This window comes from Cupriavidus sp. YAF13, assembly GCF_052113425.1.
Lineage (GTDB): Bacteria > Pseudomonadota > Gammaproteobacteria > Burkholderiales > Burkholderiaceae > Cupriavidus.
This window is the reverse complement of the sequence record NZ_JBFRDD010000014.1, coordinates 14,080-31,975: the sequence shown is the minus strand read 5'-3', so window position 1 is coordinate 31,975 and position 17,896 is coordinate 14,080. Positions and strand designations below refer to the sequence as shown.

Annotated in this window: 14 protein-coding genes; 1 reads left to right on the top strand and 13 read right to left on the bottom strand. The window is 67.8% G+C overall.

Translation table 11 applies throughout. From position 1 onward, the window contains the following. Positions 1 to 85 precede the first annotated feature (85 nt). The 5 genes from AB4061_RS13735 to AB4061_RS13715 form a co-directional block, all read right to left on the bottom strand. Complete coding sequence (locus tag AB4061_RS13735; RefSeq protein ID WP_441634562.1) at positions 86 to 1,411, bottom strand: OmpP1/FadL family transporter; 1,326 nt, start codon at positions 1,409 to 1,411, stop codon at positions 86 to 88. Positions 1,412 to 1,483: 72 nt separating this feature from the next. Further along, on the bottom strand, positions 1,484 to 2,458 hold the full coding sequence (locus AB4061_RS13730) for a fumarylacetoacetate hydrolase family protein (protein WP_441634560.1): 975 nt from the start codon (positions 2,456 to 2,458) through the stop codon (positions 1,484 to 1,486). A gap of 13 nt (positions 2,459 to 2,471) precedes the next feature. After that, complete coding sequence (locus AB4061_RS13725; protein WP_441634558.1) at positions 2,472 to 3,068, bottom strand: VOC family protein; 597 nt, start codon at positions 3,066 to 3,068, stop codon at positions 2,472 to 2,474. Further along, complete coding sequence (locus AB4061_RS13720; RefSeq protein WP_441634556.1) at positions 3,065 to 5,062, bottom strand: FAD-dependent monooxygenase; 1,998 nt, start codon at positions 5,060 to 5,062, stop codon at positions 3,065 to 3,067. Before AB4061_RS13720 ends, AB4061_RS13725 begins: the two co-directional genes overlap by 4 nt. After that, entirely contained in the window at positions 5,059 to 6,930 is a 1,872-nt protein-coding gene (locus tag AB4061_RS13715; protein ID WP_441634554.1) for an FAD-dependent monooxygenase, read from the bottom strand. The genes AB4061_RS13720 and AB4061_RS13715 overlap by 4 nt, the downstream gene beginning before the upstream one ends. A gap of 230 nt (positions 6,931 to 7,160) precedes the next feature. Between AB4061_RS13715 and AB4061_RS13710 the strand changes: the two genes are divergently transcribed. Then, positions 7,161 to 7,889, top strand: coding sequence for a TetR/AcrR family transcriptional regulator (locus AB4061_RS13710; RefSeq protein ID WP_441634553.1), 729 nt, complete (start codon positions 7,161 to 7,163; stop codon positions 7,887 to 7,889). Position 7,890: 1 nt separating this feature from the next. Here the strand turns inward: AB4061_RS13710 and AB4061_RS13705 are convergent, their stop codons facing one another. From AB4061_RS13705 to AB4061_RS13670, 8 genes are all read right to left on the bottom strand, one after another. After that, complete coding sequence (locus AB4061_RS13705) at positions 7,891 to 10,401, bottom strand: ankyrin repeat domain-containing protein (RefSeq protein WP_441634551.1); 2,511 nt, start codon at positions 10,399 to 10,401, stop codon at positions 7,891 to 7,893. 166 nt (positions 10,402 to 10,567) lie between these two features. Then, entirely contained in the window at positions 10,568 to 11,020 is a 453-nt protein-coding gene (locus AB4061_RS13700) for a GNAT family N-acetyltransferase (RefSeq protein ID WP_441634549.1), read from the bottom strand. A 175-nt stretch (positions 11,021 to 11,195) separates the two neighbouring features. Further along, positions 11,196 to 11,618 (bottom strand): hypothetical protein, encoded by a 423-nt coding sequence (locus AB4061_RS13695; RefSeq protein ID WP_441634547.1) that lies wholly within the window; start codon positions 11,616 to 11,618, stop codon positions 11,196 to 11,198. A 460-nt stretch (positions 11,619 to 12,078) separates the two neighbouring features. Beyond that, the gene (locus tag AB4061_RS13690; RefSeq protein ID WP_441634545.1) at positions 12,079 to 12,933 is read right to left on the bottom strand and encodes an energy transducer TonB; all 855 of its coding nucleotides are present in this window, start codon (positions 12,931 to 12,933) and stop codon (positions 12,079 to 12,081) included. Between the two features lie 104 nt (positions 12,934 to 13,037). After that, positions 13,038 to 13,613 carry an adenylyl-sulfate kinase gene (cysC, locus tag AB4061_RS13685; protein ID WP_441634543.1) on the bottom strand — a complete coding sequence of 192 codons (576 nt, stop codon included), beginning with the start codon at positions 13,611 to 13,613 and terminating at the stop codon, positions 13,038 to 13,040. A gap of 38 nt (positions 13,614 to 13,651) precedes the next feature. Continuing rightward, positions 13,652 to 15,751, bottom strand: coding sequence for an HlyD family efflux transporter periplasmic adaptor subunit (locus AB4061_RS13680; protein WP_441634541.1), 2,100 nt, complete (start codon positions 15,749 to 15,751; stop codon positions 13,652 to 13,654). Position 15,752: 1 nt separating this feature from the next. Next, positions 15,753 to 17,096 (bottom strand): efflux RND transporter periplasmic adaptor subunit, encoded by a 1,344-nt coding sequence (locus tag AB4061_RS13675; protein ID WP_441634539.1) that lies wholly within the window; start codon positions 17,094 to 17,096, stop codon positions 15,753 to 15,755. Further along, positions 17,093 to 17,866: an efflux RND transporter periplasmic adaptor subunit gene (locus tag AB4061_RS13670; RefSeq protein ID WP_441634537.1), complete on the bottom strand. Its 774-nt coding sequence runs from the start codon at positions 17,864 to 17,866 to the stop codon at positions 17,093 to 17,095. The genes AB4061_RS13675 and AB4061_RS13670 overlap by 4 nt, the downstream gene beginning before the upstream one ends. Between the last annotated feature and the right edge of the window lie 30 nt (positions 17,867 to 17,896).

Sequence of the window (17,896 nt, the reverse complement as noted above, 5' to 3'; positions counted from 1 at the left end):
CCGGTTGCCGCTAGAGCGCGGAAGAAGACTAGCCGTCATCGAAACAAACTCCGTGATGAATGAACAGAAAAGGCGCCAGGGGCGATCAAAAGCGCTGCGAGTACTGCACGCCAATGCTTTGCTGCCGCGTTGCCAGGGTCTCCTGGCCCGAGACCGTGGCGTTGCCCGAGAGCTGCGTGGCCACGGCCGACCCCAGCGCCGAGCTGCCCGAGGTGGTGTGGGCCGGCGACAAGGAGTAGAAGACCGACCAGGTGGCATTGGAGGCGGTCGCATAGCCCAGCCCGAGCGTGTAGTGCCGGCGGAACGTGGCCGGCGAGGTGACGTTGTTCGCCGTATCCGCATCCGAGTAGGCCGCGCTGTTCAAGGAGACGCCGCCCGACACGTGCCAGGCCGGCGTCACCTGGTAGCGCACGCCGAGCTTGAAGACATTCATGTCCTTCCACCCGTTGCCCGGGCCGCCGCTGCTGCCGCGCAAGGCGGTGCCGTCGAAGGCGCGATTGCCAAGTCCCGACGTGCCCGAGTAGTTGATGCGCTGGTAGTCGAACAAGAAGGACAGATCCTGCCTCGGCGACCATTGCATGCCGAGCAGCAGGTTCTCCGGGATATCCAGGCGGCCCTGGTCGGCCAGCAAGCCCTCGTACTCCTTGAGCCGCCCCATGCGGATGCGGGGCGAGTACGCCGCGCCGAAGCTCAGCGCATCGCTGGCGCGCCAATAGGACCCAACCCGCATGCCGATGCCAAACGACGACGCCGTGCCCTGGTTGGTCAGGTGGTTCGGCGCTGCCGACTGCGGCGCGAGTGCCTGCAGGCCCTCCGCGCTGAAGAGCTGCCCCGCGATCAGCAGCGAGAAACCCACCGAGAACGACTCGGAGACCTTGGCGGAGACCGTCGGCGCCATCGTCAGCTGCTTGATCGTGGTGGCGGCCCTGCCGCTGCCGCATAGCAAGTTGCCGCGATAGGTGGTGCCGGCCGGTGCCGGCGACGGCGCCAGGCAGGTGGTGGTGTTGCCCTCGAAGTACGTGCCGGCGCCATTGCTGTAGCCGACAAGGCTCAGCGACAGGTCCGGGTTGATCATGCGGCTGTACGCGATATCGGCCAGCGGCACCCAGCGGCTCTCGCTGTCCGTGCGCGTGTCGAGCGCCCCGCCCACCGGCGCCGGCAAGCCCGCGGCCCGGCTCATGCTGGTCCTGCCGTTGATCGCGATCAGGTTGCCGTCGAAGCGGTTGCCGGCCCAGACGGTGGTGGCGGGGTTGCTCGCGCCGCCGAACGCATCCCGCGTCGACGCCGCCGCGGCGCCGGCCACGCCGCGCGCTTCGGCGCCGTAGCCGATCTGGAAGTAGCCGTTGTCGGCCAACGCAAGCGCGGGGCACAGCGCTGCCGCGGATGTGACGATCCACTGTCTTGAATTCACTGTTGTCTCCATTGTCGTTGTTATCAAAGCGGGATCGTCTTTGCGCTCCTCGCGATTTTTTTGGGGGGGCTGCTACGGTTGATGCCCGGTGATCGAGTTCGTCAGCACGCCAAGCCCGGCGATCTCCACGTCGACCCGGTCCCCGTCGTCCAGGAAGCGCCATTGCTCGATGCCGGCGCAGTTCGGCACGCAGCCAGTGGCCAGCAGCTCGCCGCCGTGCAGCGTCTCGTTGGCCGACGCATAGCTGACGATGCGGTCGATGCGATGGGTCATGCCAGCCGTGCTGCCTTCGCCGCGCACCTCGCCGTTGACGCGCACGGTCACGCCCAGCGCGTGGGGATCGCGGATCTCGTCCGCGGTGACGATCCAGGGGCCGAGGCTGTTGCTGCCATCGAAATCCTTTCCCTTGGCCGGGCCTGCGCTGGGCCGGGTGCGCATCTCCTTCATGAGCTGTGCGCGTTCGGAGAAGTCGTTGAAGATCACGTAGCCAAAGACATGCGACATCGCCGCCGAGGTGCCGATGTTCTTGCCGGGACGCCCGACGATGACGCCCAGTTCGGCCTCGTAGTCCAGCTTGGCGCCGGGATCCGGCCGCCGCACCTTACTGCCGTGGCCGGACAGGTTGAGGCGCACGCCTTTGTAGTAGATCGGTGTTTCGTAGAAGGCCTTGGGCACCTTGCCGGCGCCGAGGGCGCGCATCAGCATGCCCGTCGCCGGGCGCACGCCATGCGCCATGACCTGTTGGAACGCATTCTTCAGATGCTGCTCGTACACGCTGAAGCAGCGGATCTGCGGGGGACGGTATGGCACCTCGAAGCGGACCTGGCGCAGCGCATGCGCCAGGTGCGCGCAGCCCGGCTTCGCGCCTTGCGCTTGCAGCTTGCGCAAGGCGGGCAGCGTTTCGTCCTGGTGCTCGATCAGCGCCAGCAAGGTGGCAAAGTGCGGATCCCCGGCAAAGGATGCGGTCACATCCAGCACGCGGTCGCCCGCTAGCGCCAGGCCGACGTGGCTCGCCACGTCGGCGGTGGAAAACGTACACAGTCTCACGATGGACGGCCTCTCAACGCAACGTCAGGAACTGGCGGCTGGTCACCTCGCCAGGACGCATCAACAGCGCTGCGGGCTCGCCCGCCTTGTAGCGCTCCAGCAGATGCTCCGGATCGAACTCGACACCGATGGCGTTCTCGGCGAACGCGCCGGAGCGGAACCAGGTATCCAGTTCCTCCGGTGTGGCGAAGTTGTCGACCTGAAGCTCGGCCTGGATGCCGTCGGGATCGCGGAAGTACAAGGACGTGGTCGGCCCGTGGTTGATGCACCATTCCGGGCGCAGGCCGTGGCCCTTCAGGCGCTCGTAGGTATGCAGCAGGTCGCCGAGCGAGCCGAAGGTGAATGCCACATGGTCCAGGCCTGTGCTCTCGCGCCGCTTCGGGTCGAAGTTGGCGGCATTGATCAGGGCCAGGCGGTGGTGCTCGTCGTCGTAGGACAGGAAGCAGAGCAAGGCGTTGCGGTACATCACGCGCGCGCCCAGCACCACGCTCCACCAGTGGATCGTCTCGTCGAAGCGCCGCGTGGTGAGCACGATGTGCGCAAGCTTCTGCGGCGCACGGGCCTCCGGGTCCGGGCAGGGAATGGGAAACTGGTCCATGCTGTCGCTCATTGCATCTCCTTGGTGAGGCTGGTGGGGCTGGGGTGGCTGGGGTGGCTGGTGCAGCTTGGGGGCCTGATCGAGCTGGCAGGGCTGGCCGGCAGTGCCGCGGGAGCGGCGGACCAGGACACCAGGCGCGAAATCACATCCGGCAATGTCGCGCACGGATCGGCGCACTGGCGCCGGCTGCGCCAGGCCACGATGCCGTCGCCGCGCAGCAGCACCGCGCCGGATTCATCGATCTCCATCGCGGTGGCGAATGCCGAGGCACGGATGCGAAACTGCGCGCCGTCGTCAGTCCCGATGCGCGGACACGCCACGTCGATGCCCCAGTCGGCACGCAGCCGCGCCAAGGCCGCCTGCCAGCGCACGCGCTCCTTGTCGCCCACCAGCAGCGTCAACGGCGCTCGGCGCGCGAGGTCCCGCGTCGACAGCGACTCGCCAGCGGTCTCGCTCCAAAGATGCGGGATCAACGAGCCCGGGCTTGTGGTCGGCCAGTACTCGGTGCCGCTGTGCGGGGATTGCGGATGCGGATGCGGCTCGCGGCAGACAAAGCCACTCGATAGCGCATAGCCGAGATCGGTGCCGAGCGTGACAAAGACTTCGCGTTGCTTGTCGATCGCCCTTCTGACCTTGGCGCGCACGGCAACCCCCGCGGGCGCGGTGCTCGCCAGATGGCGCAGGGGTTTCAGGCCGGCCCCCGCCACGGTGCGCAACAGGCTGCGCGCGGCGCGCCTGGGCAGCAGGCGGACCGGCGTGGAGCGAGAGAGCGCGGCCAGCGTCTTGAGGCCGGCGGGGTCCGCGCCGGCGGCGCGCAATACCTCGTCGGACAGGTCGCTGAGCTGCTGCGTGCGGTGCGCGTGGGCGGCGGCGCTCTGCGCGCGCTCGGCGGCGTAGCTGGACAACAACCCGTGCGCAAGGCCTTCTGGCACATACCCGCCCAACAGCAATTGCAGCCGCCACGCCAGGCTCGCGGCGTCTTCGATCCCATGGTTCATGCCAAAGCCGCCGATGGCGGAGAAGCCGGCAGCGGCATCGCCCAGCAACATCACCCGGCCCACCCTGCTGGTCTCGGCACAGCGCAGCGCCATCGTCCAGGGACGGATCGAGACAATGCTGGCATCGATGCGGTCATCGCCAATCGCCGCACGCACCAGTGCCAGCGCCCGCGCTTCGGGCATCTCGCCGGCGGGCTCGATCTCGGGCAGCACCACCGTCGACAGGACCCAGTCTTCGTCGTCGGCGGTGTGGGCCGTGAGCGTGCCCACGATGGCGGGGTTGAGAATCCAGTACAGCGGGCTGGGCCGCGACGTGGTCAACCTGTCCAGCTTCGCGCGGAAATGGATCTGCGCGACCGCTTGCAATGGGGTAGTGGTGGAGCGCACGCCAAGCAGGCGCCGCACGGTGCTGTGCGCGCCATCCGCGCCCGCAACGTAGCGCGCGGTGCGCCGCACGATCCGCCCGCTGCGCAGCTCGCGCAGCGTCAACACGCAGGCGTCATCGTCCTGCGACAGCGCCTCCAGTTCATGTCCTGCCAGCAGTTCGATCAGCGGGCTGTCGGCCACGCGCTGCCGCAGGATGGGATCGGCCACGTTCTGGGACAAGTGCAGCGGCCGGCAAGGGCCGCTGCCCAGAAGGCGGGCGGTATGCACCGGGTCGTTGCCGATCGGCACACAGCGCCCGAGATCCACCCCTGCCAGTGCCGTGCACCACGTGATGTAGCGCAGCTTGAGCGGTGGCGAGCTGATCTCGCGCAGCGCCTCGGCCAGTTCCGCATCGATCGAGCGGATCACCTCCATGGCGCGAGCCGACCAGACATGCCCGCGCGGATGCGTATCCGTGCCGCGCTGGCGGTCGACCAGCAGGCAGCGAATGCCGCGGCTGGCCAGCAGGAGCGCCAGCACGGAGCCGGCGATGCCGGCGCCGATGATCGCAACGGGACTGGGTTGCCCGGCCTGTCGGAGAGGCACGGCTTCGGGATCGATGTTCACGGGGGGACCTTTCACTTGAGCTTTGATGATTTCAGGCACTGAGAGGCACTGACGGGCACGGGGACTTGCAGGACTTCGCACAGGGCGGCCAGGACGTCGCCGGGCGCTACGTCCGCCTGCAATGCGTAGCGCCATGCGACGTGCCCGTCGGGGCGCACCAGGATGGCGGCGTCGGGAAGGCCACCATTCCACGCGGGTAGTTGCGGGTGGTCGTCGCGATGCGTGATGGCATCGAGGTCCAGGCCGCGCACCGGCACGCCTAGCGCCTGGCTCACGCTACGGCCAAGCGCGGCGCACGGCTTGCCATGGCGGCCAAAGCCCGCGAGCAGGAAGTGCGCGTTGCCAACGAGATCGTGCGAGGTGGCCGGCGCCCCCGGGGCGCCTTGCAGCCGGAAGTGCGGCAGGCGTGCGCCCGGCGTGAACGACTGCGCCACCTCCAATACCGGATGCGATGCGATGGGCACGGCCGGCGTTGCGGCGCCGCTCGCACAGATTGCCGCGCTCCGGTAGACGTAGCCCAGGTCCAGCCCCAGCGTATTGAAGTGCTCCATCTGCGCTTCTGCGGCCCGCTGCACGTCTTGCCGGATGCGGGCGAACTTTGGCGAAGACGCTTGCTGTACGTTCCGGGTCCGCGCTTCGACGGGCGCCACCAGCAGGCGCTTGACCGCCGAGCGCAGGGCGCCGGGCAGCACGCGGGCCGGGGCGCTGGCGCGCAGCCGCGCGAGCGTTGGCAAGCCCGCTTCGTCAAGGCCCAGCGCCGCGGTCACCTGCCCCATCTTTTGATGGTTGGCCACGCTGACGCGGCTGTTGGTCTCGGCGACCGGCTTGCGCTCGGCGCCATACGTGTCGAGCAGCCCGGGCGCCGCTTTGCCCTGCATGACAAGGGCCAGCTTCCACGCCAGGTTGTGCGCATCGGCTGCGCCTGTGTTCAGCCCCAGCCCGCCCGTGGGCGGAAAACGATGGGCGGAGTCTCCGATCAGGAAGGTGCGCCCCTTGCTGTAGGGCTCCGCAATGTGCGCCTGCATCGTCCAATTCGACAGCGACGTGATGCGCAAGGGCAGATGGCGCTCGCCAAGCGCGGCCCGCAGCATGCGCTCGCACCTGGCCACCGGGAAATCGGCCGGCGATTCGTACGCCGGGAAATACGGCGTCATGAACACGGAGTAGCGCGCCGCATCGTGCACGATGAAGGTGCCCGGGGCCTGCGCCGAGAGGATCCAGAACAGGATCGACGGACTGTCCTTGACCAGGTGCCGGATATCCGCCTCGAAGTTGATGGTGACGAGATGCGCCAGGTTGGTCTCCCCCACCATCGGCAGCCCAAGCCCACGGCGCACGGCGCTGCCCGCGCCGTCGGCCGCGATCAGCCAGTCGCTGCGCACCCGATATGCTTCACCGGTGGCGGCATCCCGCACCACCGAGGCCGCGCCGTGCGCGTTGTGCTCCGCGCTTTGCCACACCTGGCCGAAGCGCGCCTCGCAGCGTGCGCGGCGCGATACCTGCGCAAACAGCAAACGCTCCAGATGGTGCTGGGGAATATTCGCGGTCCGCTTTGTGCTGGCCGCCGCCATATTGGCAAGGTACGTGTCGCTGGCGATATCGATGCGCGCCAGGTCTGCCTCGGCCAGGTTGCGCCGCCAGGTCACGAAGCGCGCCCCGGCCGCATGCGTGGTGATGCCGGCCAGGTCCTCGTCCGTCACGCCGATGCCAGCCAGGATCTCCTGCGTTCTCGCGTTGATGACATGCGCCTGCGGGGCAAGATGCAGGTCGTCGCGCTGCTCGATCAGGAGCGACTCGATCCCCTGGTCCGCCAGCAGCGCYGCCATGAGCATGCCAACTGGGCCCGCGCCCACGATCAAAACCGGAACTTCCAACTCCCGCATACCTGCCCCCAAATGTTGCCAGCCACCTCACAGCCGCCATGGGACGTGAATTTATACAAGTATAAGTCAATGGCACACTAGTACTTATACTTATATCAGGATGGCTAGCAAAGGACTGGCAAAGGGCTGGCGTTACCGGTTACCGGCGCCCGGCCACCCGGATTCAAGCCCCGGGGCATGTGGGAGAATGGCGGCATCGTTACCGTGTGCGAAACGCGTCGCTAGCCAACATGACCCCTGTCGAGACCCGACGCCCCAAGATTCCCGCCCGCAAGCCAGCCGCCCAGACACCCGCGGCCACGGCGAGCGCATCCCGCGCCGCCGAAGCATCGGGGCGGCAGCGGCTGATCGAAGCCGCCGAGCTCGAGTTCACGCAAAAGGGGTACGACGGCGCCTCGGTGCTGTCGATCGCCAACCGCGCGGGCGTGAAGCAGCCGCTGCTGAACTACCACTTTGGCAGCAAGGAAGGCCTGTGGCGCGCGGTGGTGGAGAACGCCTACACGGGGTCGCTCACGGCATCCCGGCAGGCAGCGGATGCGCCCGATCCGGCCGATCCGCTCGCGCGGCTGCAAGCGGCGCTAAGGGCTTTCGCGGTCAGCAATATCCTGCATCCGGCGGCGCACTCGCTTGTGCTGATGGAGGTCGCGCAGGATGGCCCCAGGCTGGACTGGCTGGTGGACAACTACATGAAGCCGTTTCATGACAAGCTCGATGCCCTGATCGCGGAGTGCCACGCGGCGCAGTTGCTCAAGCCCTACCCGCCCGAACACGCCAGCGTGACGATGACCGCCACGCTCACGGCCGTGCAATCGGCCACGCATCTGATCCAGCGCCTTTACGGCGTCGGGCCCATGACGGCCGAACAGGCGGAGCAGCACGCGGAACAGGTCATCGACGTGCTGCTCAACGGCATGCTCGCGCGCCCTGCCAGCCGCCGGCGGGCGGCGGGCGCCAGGTAGGTCAACGGCGGGCAACGCCCGCTTCAAGATAGCGCGCCAGCTCATCGGCACGCACGCCGATATACGGCCTGGCGCGCGCCTTCATGCTCATGTCGCAGTTGCCGGCGTTGGCGGCGCCTTGCATGACATGGCTGATCGCGCCCGCCATTTCGGGGCTGATGGCCTTGCCCGCGTTGCCCGCATTGCCCGCATTGCCCGCATTGCCCGCATTGCCCAGCTGCCATGACAGCACATCCGCCACGGCCATGCCGCAGCGTTGCGGGTCGCGGTATAGCGCGGCGTCGTGCTCCAGCAGCATCTTCACCTTGGCTTGCTGGCCCAGCTGCATCATGATCACCAGCGGCAGCGCGTCGTTCTGGTCCACGCCGTTGATGCGCATGCCGCCGTCGCTGCGGTCGGTCTGGTCGGCCCCAGCCTTCAGCCATGCCAGGTACAGGTCATCGGGCAGCCAGGGCGCGCTCAGCGGCGCGATCGCGTTGTCCTTCATGCCCTGCACGCTGTTCTGGTATTTGAGGCTGACGCCGGCCGCGACCATCCGCTCGGCCGTGGCACGCGCGCTGGCGCGCAGGCCGTCCCACGCGGGGCTGTCCTTGCTGGCTTGCGCGCGCGCCTCCAGGTAGCTCCACGCGAGCAGCAGGGCCGACAGGGGCTCGCTGGTCAGCGGCGCCGCCGGCTTGCGCGAGGCCTGCACCAGCCGGTCTACCAGCGCGGGCTGCAAATAGGAGGCCGAGACCCGCAGCGCCTCGTCCAGGCCGTTGCGCCCAACGGCGTCCTTGCCGCCATAGCCGCCCACCGAAGCGTCCGCGCCACGATCCAGCACAAAGGCCACGCGCTCCGGGATGGCGAGGGCCACGCCCGGCTTCAGCTCGCCGCTCGACTCGCGCAACGCCTCCAGCAAGGGCGTTTCCCACATGAAGCGATCACCGTAAACCATGCTGATGTAGGCCGCGTTGATATTGGCGCCCTTGGCCAGCAGCTGATCCGCAAACCAGCGCGTGCGGTAGTTGCTGATGGCGGCGTGCAGCACGGTGCGGCCCTTCTTTTCATGCGTGTTCGGATCGGCGCCGTGGGACAGCAGGTATTCCAGCGTGGCGCCATCGTCCCCATAGTAGGACGTGCGCGTGATCAGCAAAGGCGTGCCGTTGATGTCGGGCGCCTCCAGCGAGGCGCCCGCCGCCAGCAGGATGTCCGCGATGGCGTAGCGCTGCGCCAGGGGCCGCTGGTCGCGCCCGTCCGGCATGGCCGAAGCCATCAAGGCCGAGCCCCGGTTCGGCCCGTCCACCTTGGCGCCGTCGGCCAGCAAGGCGCGCACGATCTCTTCCTGCTTGTAGTACACCGCCACGCTCAGCGCGGAGACGCCATGCTCGTTGACCCCGTTCGGATCCTGGCCGCGCGCCAGTTGCAGGCGCACCGCCCGCAGATCACCGGCCTTGATCGCCGGGAAGATCTCCAGGCGCGGCCGGCAGGTGGCCGCGGTCAGCAGCTTCTCGTCCAGCGCGGTGCTGATGCGGGCCGCCACGTTGGACGGGATGGCATTGTTGGACACCAGCCGCAGGCTGCAGTACTGGCGGTAGTCCTCGCGCGCCAGCGCCAGGTAATAGTCGCGCTTCTCCGGGTTGCGCTCGCGCTCGCGTTGCTGCCAGCGCGCGTCCGCGCGGTTCAGGTAGGCCGCGATGCGCGATGGGTCCCGGCGCAGCACCTCGCCCAGGATCAGGTCGGCCTGGGCCGCATCGCCGGCCTCGGCCAGCCAGAATCCATAGTCGTTCAGGGCGACCAGCGTGTCGGGGTATTCGCCCTTGGGATCGATCTCGCGATAGTCCTGCTCCATGACGAAGGTGCGCAACTGCGCCAGCGCGCGGGCGAATTCCGCGGTCTTCGCGCGGGGGATGGCGCGCGCTGCCTGGTGCAGCGCCCGGAAGGCAGCCAGCGTATCAACCGCCGGGCGCTGCACGAAGCGCAAGTCGGCCGGCATGGCCGTCAGGCGGCTGGGGTAGCTCACCAGGGCTTTGCGCAGCGTGGCCATGGCCTGCGCCTGGCGCGCCGCGTCCCAGGGCCGCGTGCTGGTCACCGTTGCGGTGCTGGCGTCGGCGCGCACCGTGATGGCTTCGCCGGCTGCGTCCACCAGGTAGCCGTTCACCTGCTTGCCGTCGACATCGTTGTAGGTATAGGCCACCCAGTAAAAGGTCTCGTCGCCCCTGGGCGTGGTGACGGACACGTTTTCCTCGTGCGCCGGCCGCCAGGTGCCCGGGTCGATCACCAGCGGCGGCGAGCGGAATGCCAGCCTGGACGTGTTGCCTTCGCGCACATAGCGGTAGAAGAACAAGCGGTTTTCGACCTGGCCGACCAGCAGCGCATCGCGCGCGTTCTCGGTGCCCCACACGCGCCGCTCAGGCGCGTTCAGGGCATAGCGGCTAAGGCGCATGGCGTCGATCACCGCGCCGATATCGTATGCCAGCGCGGGGCGCGGCGTGCCCGCGAGGCAGGCCAGCGCCAGCGCCGCGGCGCCGAGCAAGCGGGAAAATCGGGGGACGAAGGAAACGTGGAGAGTTTGAGATTGAGGGGTGGCAGGAATGCGCAACATCCGGGAGTGGGAAGAGTGACAGGCGGCCCGATGATACTCCGGTCACCGGTCAAAGCCACGATTCATCCACTTTTTACACGCATTCCATATCGGCAGGCTAAGCCGCAGTCTTCTGCATGAACACGCTCAGCGGATCGTCCGCATAGCCGCCGAACGGGCCGCACCGCAGGTAGCCGGCCCGGGCGTACAGCGCCAGCGCCTCGGGCTGGCTGACACCCGTCTCAAGCACAAAGCGTGGGCAGGCCCTGGCCATGGCTTCTTTCTCCAGCGTGGCCAACAGCCGCATCGCTATGCCGCCGCCCCGGTTCGCCGGACGCACGAACATGCGCTTGATCTCGCCGAACTCCGGCTGCAAGACCATCGCCCCGCAACCAACGGCAGTGCCTTGCTGGTCTCGCACGACGGCAAAGAGAACATTGGGTTGAGACAGCGCGTCGATGTCGATGCCGTGATGGCTCTGCGGCGGGTACAGCGGCTTCTGGTAGGCGTCCAGTTCGTCGATCAGGAGGATGACTTCCGCTTGCCTGGGGCTTTCAAGCGCGATATTCATGTTGCGTAGCGTTGGCGTGAAGGGATGCCTAGTCATCCCAGCTTGAATGGCCGGCGCGGCTGAGCGTGCACGCGGGTTCCCGGCGAGGCATTCCATGCCGGAAAATCGGCTGGCGGGCCGCCAGCGGCCAGCGCCCCGCCCATCCCCTCGGCGGCAGCGCCGGCAACGAAGCCGCTCAGAGATGGCGCGCGGGCGTGTCCACCTTCTGGTGCGCGTCCGCATCGAGCGACTTTTCCGCATCGTCCCCCGAGAGCCCCTTGTAATACAGGTGCACCCCGATCGCCAGCGAGTCGTGGCGGATTTCCTGGAACGCTTTCCATGCCTTGGCCGGGTCCTTGAAGACCAGGTAGTGTGCTTCCTGCGAGACCAGCGTGGCCACCTCGTGCAGGCCGTGGCCGTGCAGCGTGCTGACCAGCGTGTCGAGGCTTTGGTGCGTGCGCGCGTCGGTGCGCGGGTACAGCATGTGCAGCACGGCCACGCGCTGGTCGGCTACCAGCGCCGACAAGGCGACGACGATCTCCTGGTGGTTGAGCGCGGTAACGACGCTGCCGGCGGCGCCTTGTTGCTTCGGGAACAGTGCTTCGATCGTGGAGCTCATGGGTTCACTTCCTTTCCTGCTGACTTGAGTGAAGGCGCACCGGGGTGCGCCCGGGCACAAGGCTCCGCCAACGACATGAAATCCTGCTTGCCGCTGGCAGAGCGCGACATGATCACTGGACACCCCCGGGGTAACGCTGCGCCCGGGACTTTCGCCGACATCCAGTGCGGCATGGCGATGCATGAATTTACTCCTGTCCGGGGATTGGGGAAAACCCTGAGATAGACCGATACACTTTCCTGCACGCCAGACAATGCCGCTGGCCCGCGCCAGCTCTGGATGGGCCGCCTGCGTTTCTCCTGGTGCAATGCGTCAACCCGGATTCCGCAACGCCCGGCAATCACGCCGGGGCGTCGAATGCCTCGTGATAGCGCATGGCGCCGGAGCGCTCGGATACCCGGCCCCCTTGTTGTTCACTGCCTATGGACACCGCGTCTCCGGCTCTCGCGCGCCAGCGACGCTATTCCAGCTGGAAGTTGATCGGCTGGGTCGCCGTGTAGGGCGTCGCCCGGCCCGCGCTATTGCTGAGCGGCGCGCATCGCATTCTCTGCACGGCCTCCTCGGCTGCCTGGTCAAGTGCCCCTATTGCCGAGGACTTTTGAATCGCGGTCAGATAGACGAGTCCTTCCGTATTCACCCAAAGGCGGACTTCCACCCGGCCGGACTGCTGATAGCGCCTGGCCGACGCCGGATAAAAGGGGTGCGGTGCCGAGCACGGCGTCTCTTTGATCGTCATCTCGACCGGCCGGGATTCGGCAGGTGCGGGAGCCCGCGACGACGCGCACTTCTGATAGACGGCGTTCTTGAAGGTCTCGATCGCTGAGTTGAGCAGCAGCGAATCCGGGCCTGACATGCCTCGCACGCCGCCAGGGGTGTTGGCGAACGTCCGAACGGCATCCCGCTCTTCGTCGGTCCAGTCGGACACTGGCGCCGGGAGCGTGCGGCGTCTGGGCAGCGATGCCTTCGCCCAGCGAAACTTCTCTCCCGCAGGGCTTTGCATGAATGCAATCAGATCCTGGGCTTCGCCCGGCGTCAGGTCGACGCGCAAGGCCGGGGCCAGGGCGCGGCCGATCGCCGTATCGTCCGTGCTCGCAAGGCAGTAGAGCATGTCGGGATGCGTTGCATCGCCAGTCTCCCGCGCGCGGCTCAGCATCTCCGTGCGCACGCGTCGGGCATAAAACGTCTCGGCAGCGGCGGCCAGCGCGGAGTCGGCACCGGAATCCGCCGCGCTGGGCTTCGCGCCGAGCGCGCTGAGAAAGATCACCAGGGATAAAGCGGAAACGGTCGGCTTACCGAGCTGGATTCGATAGGACATGGATGTGCGTTCGATGCGTTACAGTGCGCCGCTAACATCGACGGCGCGTGGTGGAATGCAGTGAGCCAGTCAATGGATCTGGCGTTCGGGCGGACGCTCTTATTTCATGCCGGCGCTGCCCGCGCTGTCCGCGCCGCCAGCACCTCGTGGATCAAATCCGTCGCCTGCTCCGGCCCGACGACTTCGGTATCGATCTCCAGGTCTGGCGCAAGGGGGGCTTCGTACGGGGCGCTCAGGCCGGTGAACTGGCCGATCTGCCCGGCCGACGCTTTGGCATAGAGCCCCTTGGCATCGCGCTGCGCGCAAACCGCGAAGCTGGCGCTGAGAAACACTTCAACGAACGCATCGCCGCCGATGATCTCGCGTGCCTGCTGGCGCTGGCTGCGCAGCGGCGAGATGAATGCCGCCACCACCCACAGGCCACTGCGATTGGCAAGCCTGGCCACTTCGGCGGCGCGGCGGATGTTCTCCGTGCGGTCCTCGTCCGAAAAGCCCAGATCGCGGTTAAGGCCAGCGCGCATGTCATCGCCATCGAGCAGCAGCACCGGATGGCCGGCGGCCAGCATCCGTTTGCGCAGGGCGTGGCTGAGCGTGGTCTTGCCCGCCCCCGATAGCCCGGTGATCCAGACCGTTCCCGGCGCGCGCCCGGTGTCGTGCGATGAATTTGGCGTGAAGTGCATGCTGTGCGTGATCCGGTATTTGGCGTCGGGCTGCGCGATCAAAGGCCGCGTTCGCGCTGCATCAGACCCAGCAGCGCGGTCCAGGCATCGCCCGCCAGGCTATGGCGCTGGCGGGCCAGCAGCACGGTACCGGGCAATTCGCGTGAGAGTGGGAGCGAGTCGCAATGCGACAAGCGCACGCGGAAGATGGCCGTGGTTGGCGCCAGCCCGTTGTGCTGGCTGCGCGTGACCGCGATGGGGCCGCCATAGAGGCTGGCCAGCGTGCGCTGCTCCAGGCCGGCGACGTTGACCTGGTCCGTCTGCGCGGCGGCGCAGCGCACCGAGCCGAATTCCGGGAGGTTGGCGACAAAGACGCCACTGCTGCCGGCGGTGAGCGCGGCATGGTCCTGCTCGCCGATGAAGGCCTCCGCCTTGAGCTCGCTACCCTGGCCGACGATATGGTAAAGCGGTTCACCGCGCGCCAGCCACGCGCCATCGGCGAGGAACAGGTTGGCATCCACCACGCGCCCGGCGAACGGCGCGCGCACTTCCAGGCGCTTGCGCTCTTCGGCAAGGCCCGTTACCTCGGCCTGGGCGACGGCCCAGCGGCGGCGCAGCACATCGCCCTCGTCGCGCAGCTTGGTGGCAAACGGCTGCTGCTCCATTTGCCAGCGCAGCTGCTGCGCCTGCGCCTGCGCGGCGGCCAGGCGGAAGTCCAGTTCCGGCGAGACCAGCTGCGCCAGCAACTGGCCGGCGGCGACAGTCTGCCCGGCTTGCACCGCGCCACCGCTCACGTAGCCGGGCTGGGCCGCATAGAGCGACTGGCTCTGGCTGGCGCTGAGCACGGCCGGTGCGCGAATGGTGCCGCCCCAGGGGATCACGGCCACGGCCAGCAGCACGCCGAGCAAGACCACGGCGCGCCGGGTCTGCGCGTTCCAGTGGATATCCGCACGGCGGTGGCGCCACACCAGTATTTCGCGAATGACCGGCATGACGATGAACACGCCTAGCTCGATGGCCAGCAAGGCCAGCCCCAGCGTCTTGAAGAACAGGTGATAGACGGTCAGCGCGATGCCGAAGAACAAGCCGAGCCGGTAGAGCCAGGTCAGGATGGCGAAGACAATGAGGAAGCGGCGCCGCGAGGCGGAAAACGATTCGGGCGCTGGATCCGCGAAGCCGAACAGCCGCTCCCGCAGCCACCAGCGCGCCATCGCGAATGCCCGGTCGTGCAGGTTGGGCATGTTGAGCCAGTCCGCCAGCAGGAAATAGCCGTCGAAGCGCATGAACGGGCTGGCATTGATGGCGAGGGTCAGCAGCCACGTGCTGGTTGCCAGCATGAATGCGCCCGCACGCAGCGGCCCGTCCGGCAGGAAGCTCCACGCCACCGTGGCAAAGGCGGCCAGCGCCAGTTCCGAGAGCATGCCGGCGGCGCCGATCTTGAGCCGGTCCTGGCGCCGCATCAGCTTCCAGGCTTCGTTGGTGTCTGTATAAAGCACCGGCCACATCACCAGGAAGGCGACCCCCATGGTGGGTACGCGGCAGCCGTAGCGGTAGGCGGTAAACGCGTGGCCCAGCTCATGCAGCACCTTGGCCAGCGACAGCGCCAGCCCGATGCCCAGCAATCCCTGCAGGCCCGCATAGGAGGCAAAGGTATGAGTAAATTCATCCCAGCGGCGCGAGACCAGGTAAAGGCCAAGCAGGGCAACCAGGCCCACGCCCCACCAGAAACGCGGCTTGAACGCCCATTCGACCCACGGCGCGCAGCGCTGCAGCATGGGCATGGGCCGCACCAGCGGCACGCGGAAGAACAAGTAATGCTTGAGCAGCCACATGGCTTTGCTCACGCGGTGCGCGCCGGCGATGCGGCCCAGCCGCGCGCTGTCTTCCGCCCGCCACGCAAGCAGCAGGTTGTGCCGGTGGAGCAACTGCACCACCGCTTCGAGCTCGTCCTCGCCCACGGTCAGCGTGGTCTCGCGGTTCACCGCATCGAGCAGCGCGCGCGCATCGCCAAGCGGCCAGCGCGAGAGGATCTCGAATGCCGGCCAGGACAGTTGATAGAACTTGTTGGCGGCCGGGTCGTGCAAGGTCCAGGTGGGTGCGCCGCTGGTGTCGGCCGGACCGGGGTGCAGCGTCAGGTCCTGACGTAATGGGGGCAACACGTTAAATGCCTATCCACTGGCGCGCCACCGTCAACGGACGGCGCAGCGCATGATAGAGAAACGGAACCCAGCCGGCCGACAGCCGCGCGGTACCGCGCAGGCCAAGCCGCGGCAGGTCCTTGGCGGCAAAGCTCGCGCGCACGCGGTAGGCCAGCACGCCGCCATCGGTTTCGGCCGCGGCGTAGGACACGCTGATGATGCGGGCATCGAACGCCTGGGTCGGGTTGGCGTCCGGGTAAAAGGTGATCGTGTCGCCGGCCTGGAGGCTGACCTGCTCCGCCACCGGCATCTGCGCGGTGAGTTCCACCTTGGCCGGATCGGCCAGCAGCAAAACCTTCTCGCCAATGGTGACGGCCTTGCCCTGCCAGTCGTTCACATCGCCGAAAACGGCCACGCCCTCGCGCTCGGCCTTGACCTGCACGCGCGCCAGCTGCCTGGCGGTGTAGTCGAGTTCCAGCGCCTTCTGGTCCAGCTCACCCCGGGTCTGGGCCATCTTGAGGCGGCTCTCGTCGTCGGTCACCGCCATCTGCGCCGACTGGCGGTACGTCTCCTGCGCCGTATCGTAAGCGCGCTCGGCCACGGCGCGGCGGGTCTGCAGCGCCACCGTGTCCAGGCTGAACAGCGGCGCGCCTTGCGGCACCGGCTGGTTCGGCTGGACGTACACGCGTTCGATCACGCCATCGAGCGGCGCGCGCACCAGGAACGGATCGCGCGCGGACACCTCGGCCGGCGCCAGTACGGTGAGCCGCATGGGAATCAGGCAGACCACCAGCAGGCCGAGCAGGACCCGGCGGCGGGTTCGCCCCGGCCGCAGCATGGCCTTGAGCCGCTGGCCCAGCGGCTGCGCGGGCCGGAACGCCGCCAGGGCGTGGCCATAGGCATGCGTGACTTCGGCCAGCACCGCCAGCTCGTGCTCGGTAAACGGCGCTTCGCGCGCGAGCAGCAGCGCGCCGTCGCGCCGGCCGAGCTGGTCTTTCAGCGGCAGCCACAGGGCATGCGCCGGCAGCCAGTCTGCCCAGTCCGCGCTGGTTTTAGCGGGCGCGGCACCAGCGTCGACGGGCGTGGTATCGGCGTGGGCATGGGCCAGCCCACGGCAGAGCTGGGTCAGCCATTGCAGATATGGCGCGTTGGGGTCGACCTGCGGCAGGCCGGATACGGCCGAGACCTGGCCCAGGCCGCTCTCCAGCCAGACCGCCGCCTGCCGGTAGGGCACGAGGCTGAGCGTCTCGTTGGCCATCACAAACCCGAGCGCCTCCACGCTTTGCGCTTCCCGCGCGCGGCGCTCCAGCTGCAGCAGCGCGAGCAGCGGGGCAACCGCCGTTGGTGCATCGGCGCCTTGCGTCATTTTTCCGGGAAACTCGCCCAGCCGCTCATGCCCGGCAGCAAGGAGGCCTGGCTGCCGTCGATCTTGCCGGTGATGGAAATCGCCTGGCTCACCGGGTCGATCCTGGCGCCGATGCGGCTGACCTTGGCCGGGAACGACTGGTTGAGCTCATCGACCAGGACCGTGAACGGCGTGCCGGGCTTGATGCGCGCCAGCCACCTGGACGGCACGATCATCTGCAGCTCGAGATCGCTGGAATCGACAATCTCGAGCAGCGGCTTGCCCGGCGTGACAAACTCGTGCGCCATCGCCAGGCGCTTTGTCACGCGGCCCGAGAACGGCGCCGCGATGCTGCACTTGCTGACGGTGGAGCGCATATAGGCGGCCTCCGCGGCCGATTCCTTGGCCTTGGCTTGCGCTTGCTCGATCTCCAGCTTGCCGACCGAGTTCAGTTCCGCCAGGCGCTTGTTGACGGCCAGCACCTGCTGCGCGGCTCCGGCGGAGGCTTCGGCCTTGCGCAGCTGCGCGCTGAACAGCGCGCAGTCGAACGAGACCAGCGTCTGGCCGGCGCGGAAGCTATCGCCGTCCCGCAACGGCAGGCGGTCGATCTTGGCGTTGATCTCGCTGGAGATGGTGGCGAATTCGCGCGCTGCCAGCTGGGTCCGGATACGGCCATCCTTGTCGGCGCCGGCAAACGTGGTGGGGGCGGCCACGGGTGCGGCACCGGCCGCTGCTGCTGTCGCCAGCAGCAGCGGCAGCCAGGCAGCGGCGTTTAATGCAAAGCGTTTCATTACGGAGCGACGGTAAGACTGGATTACGGG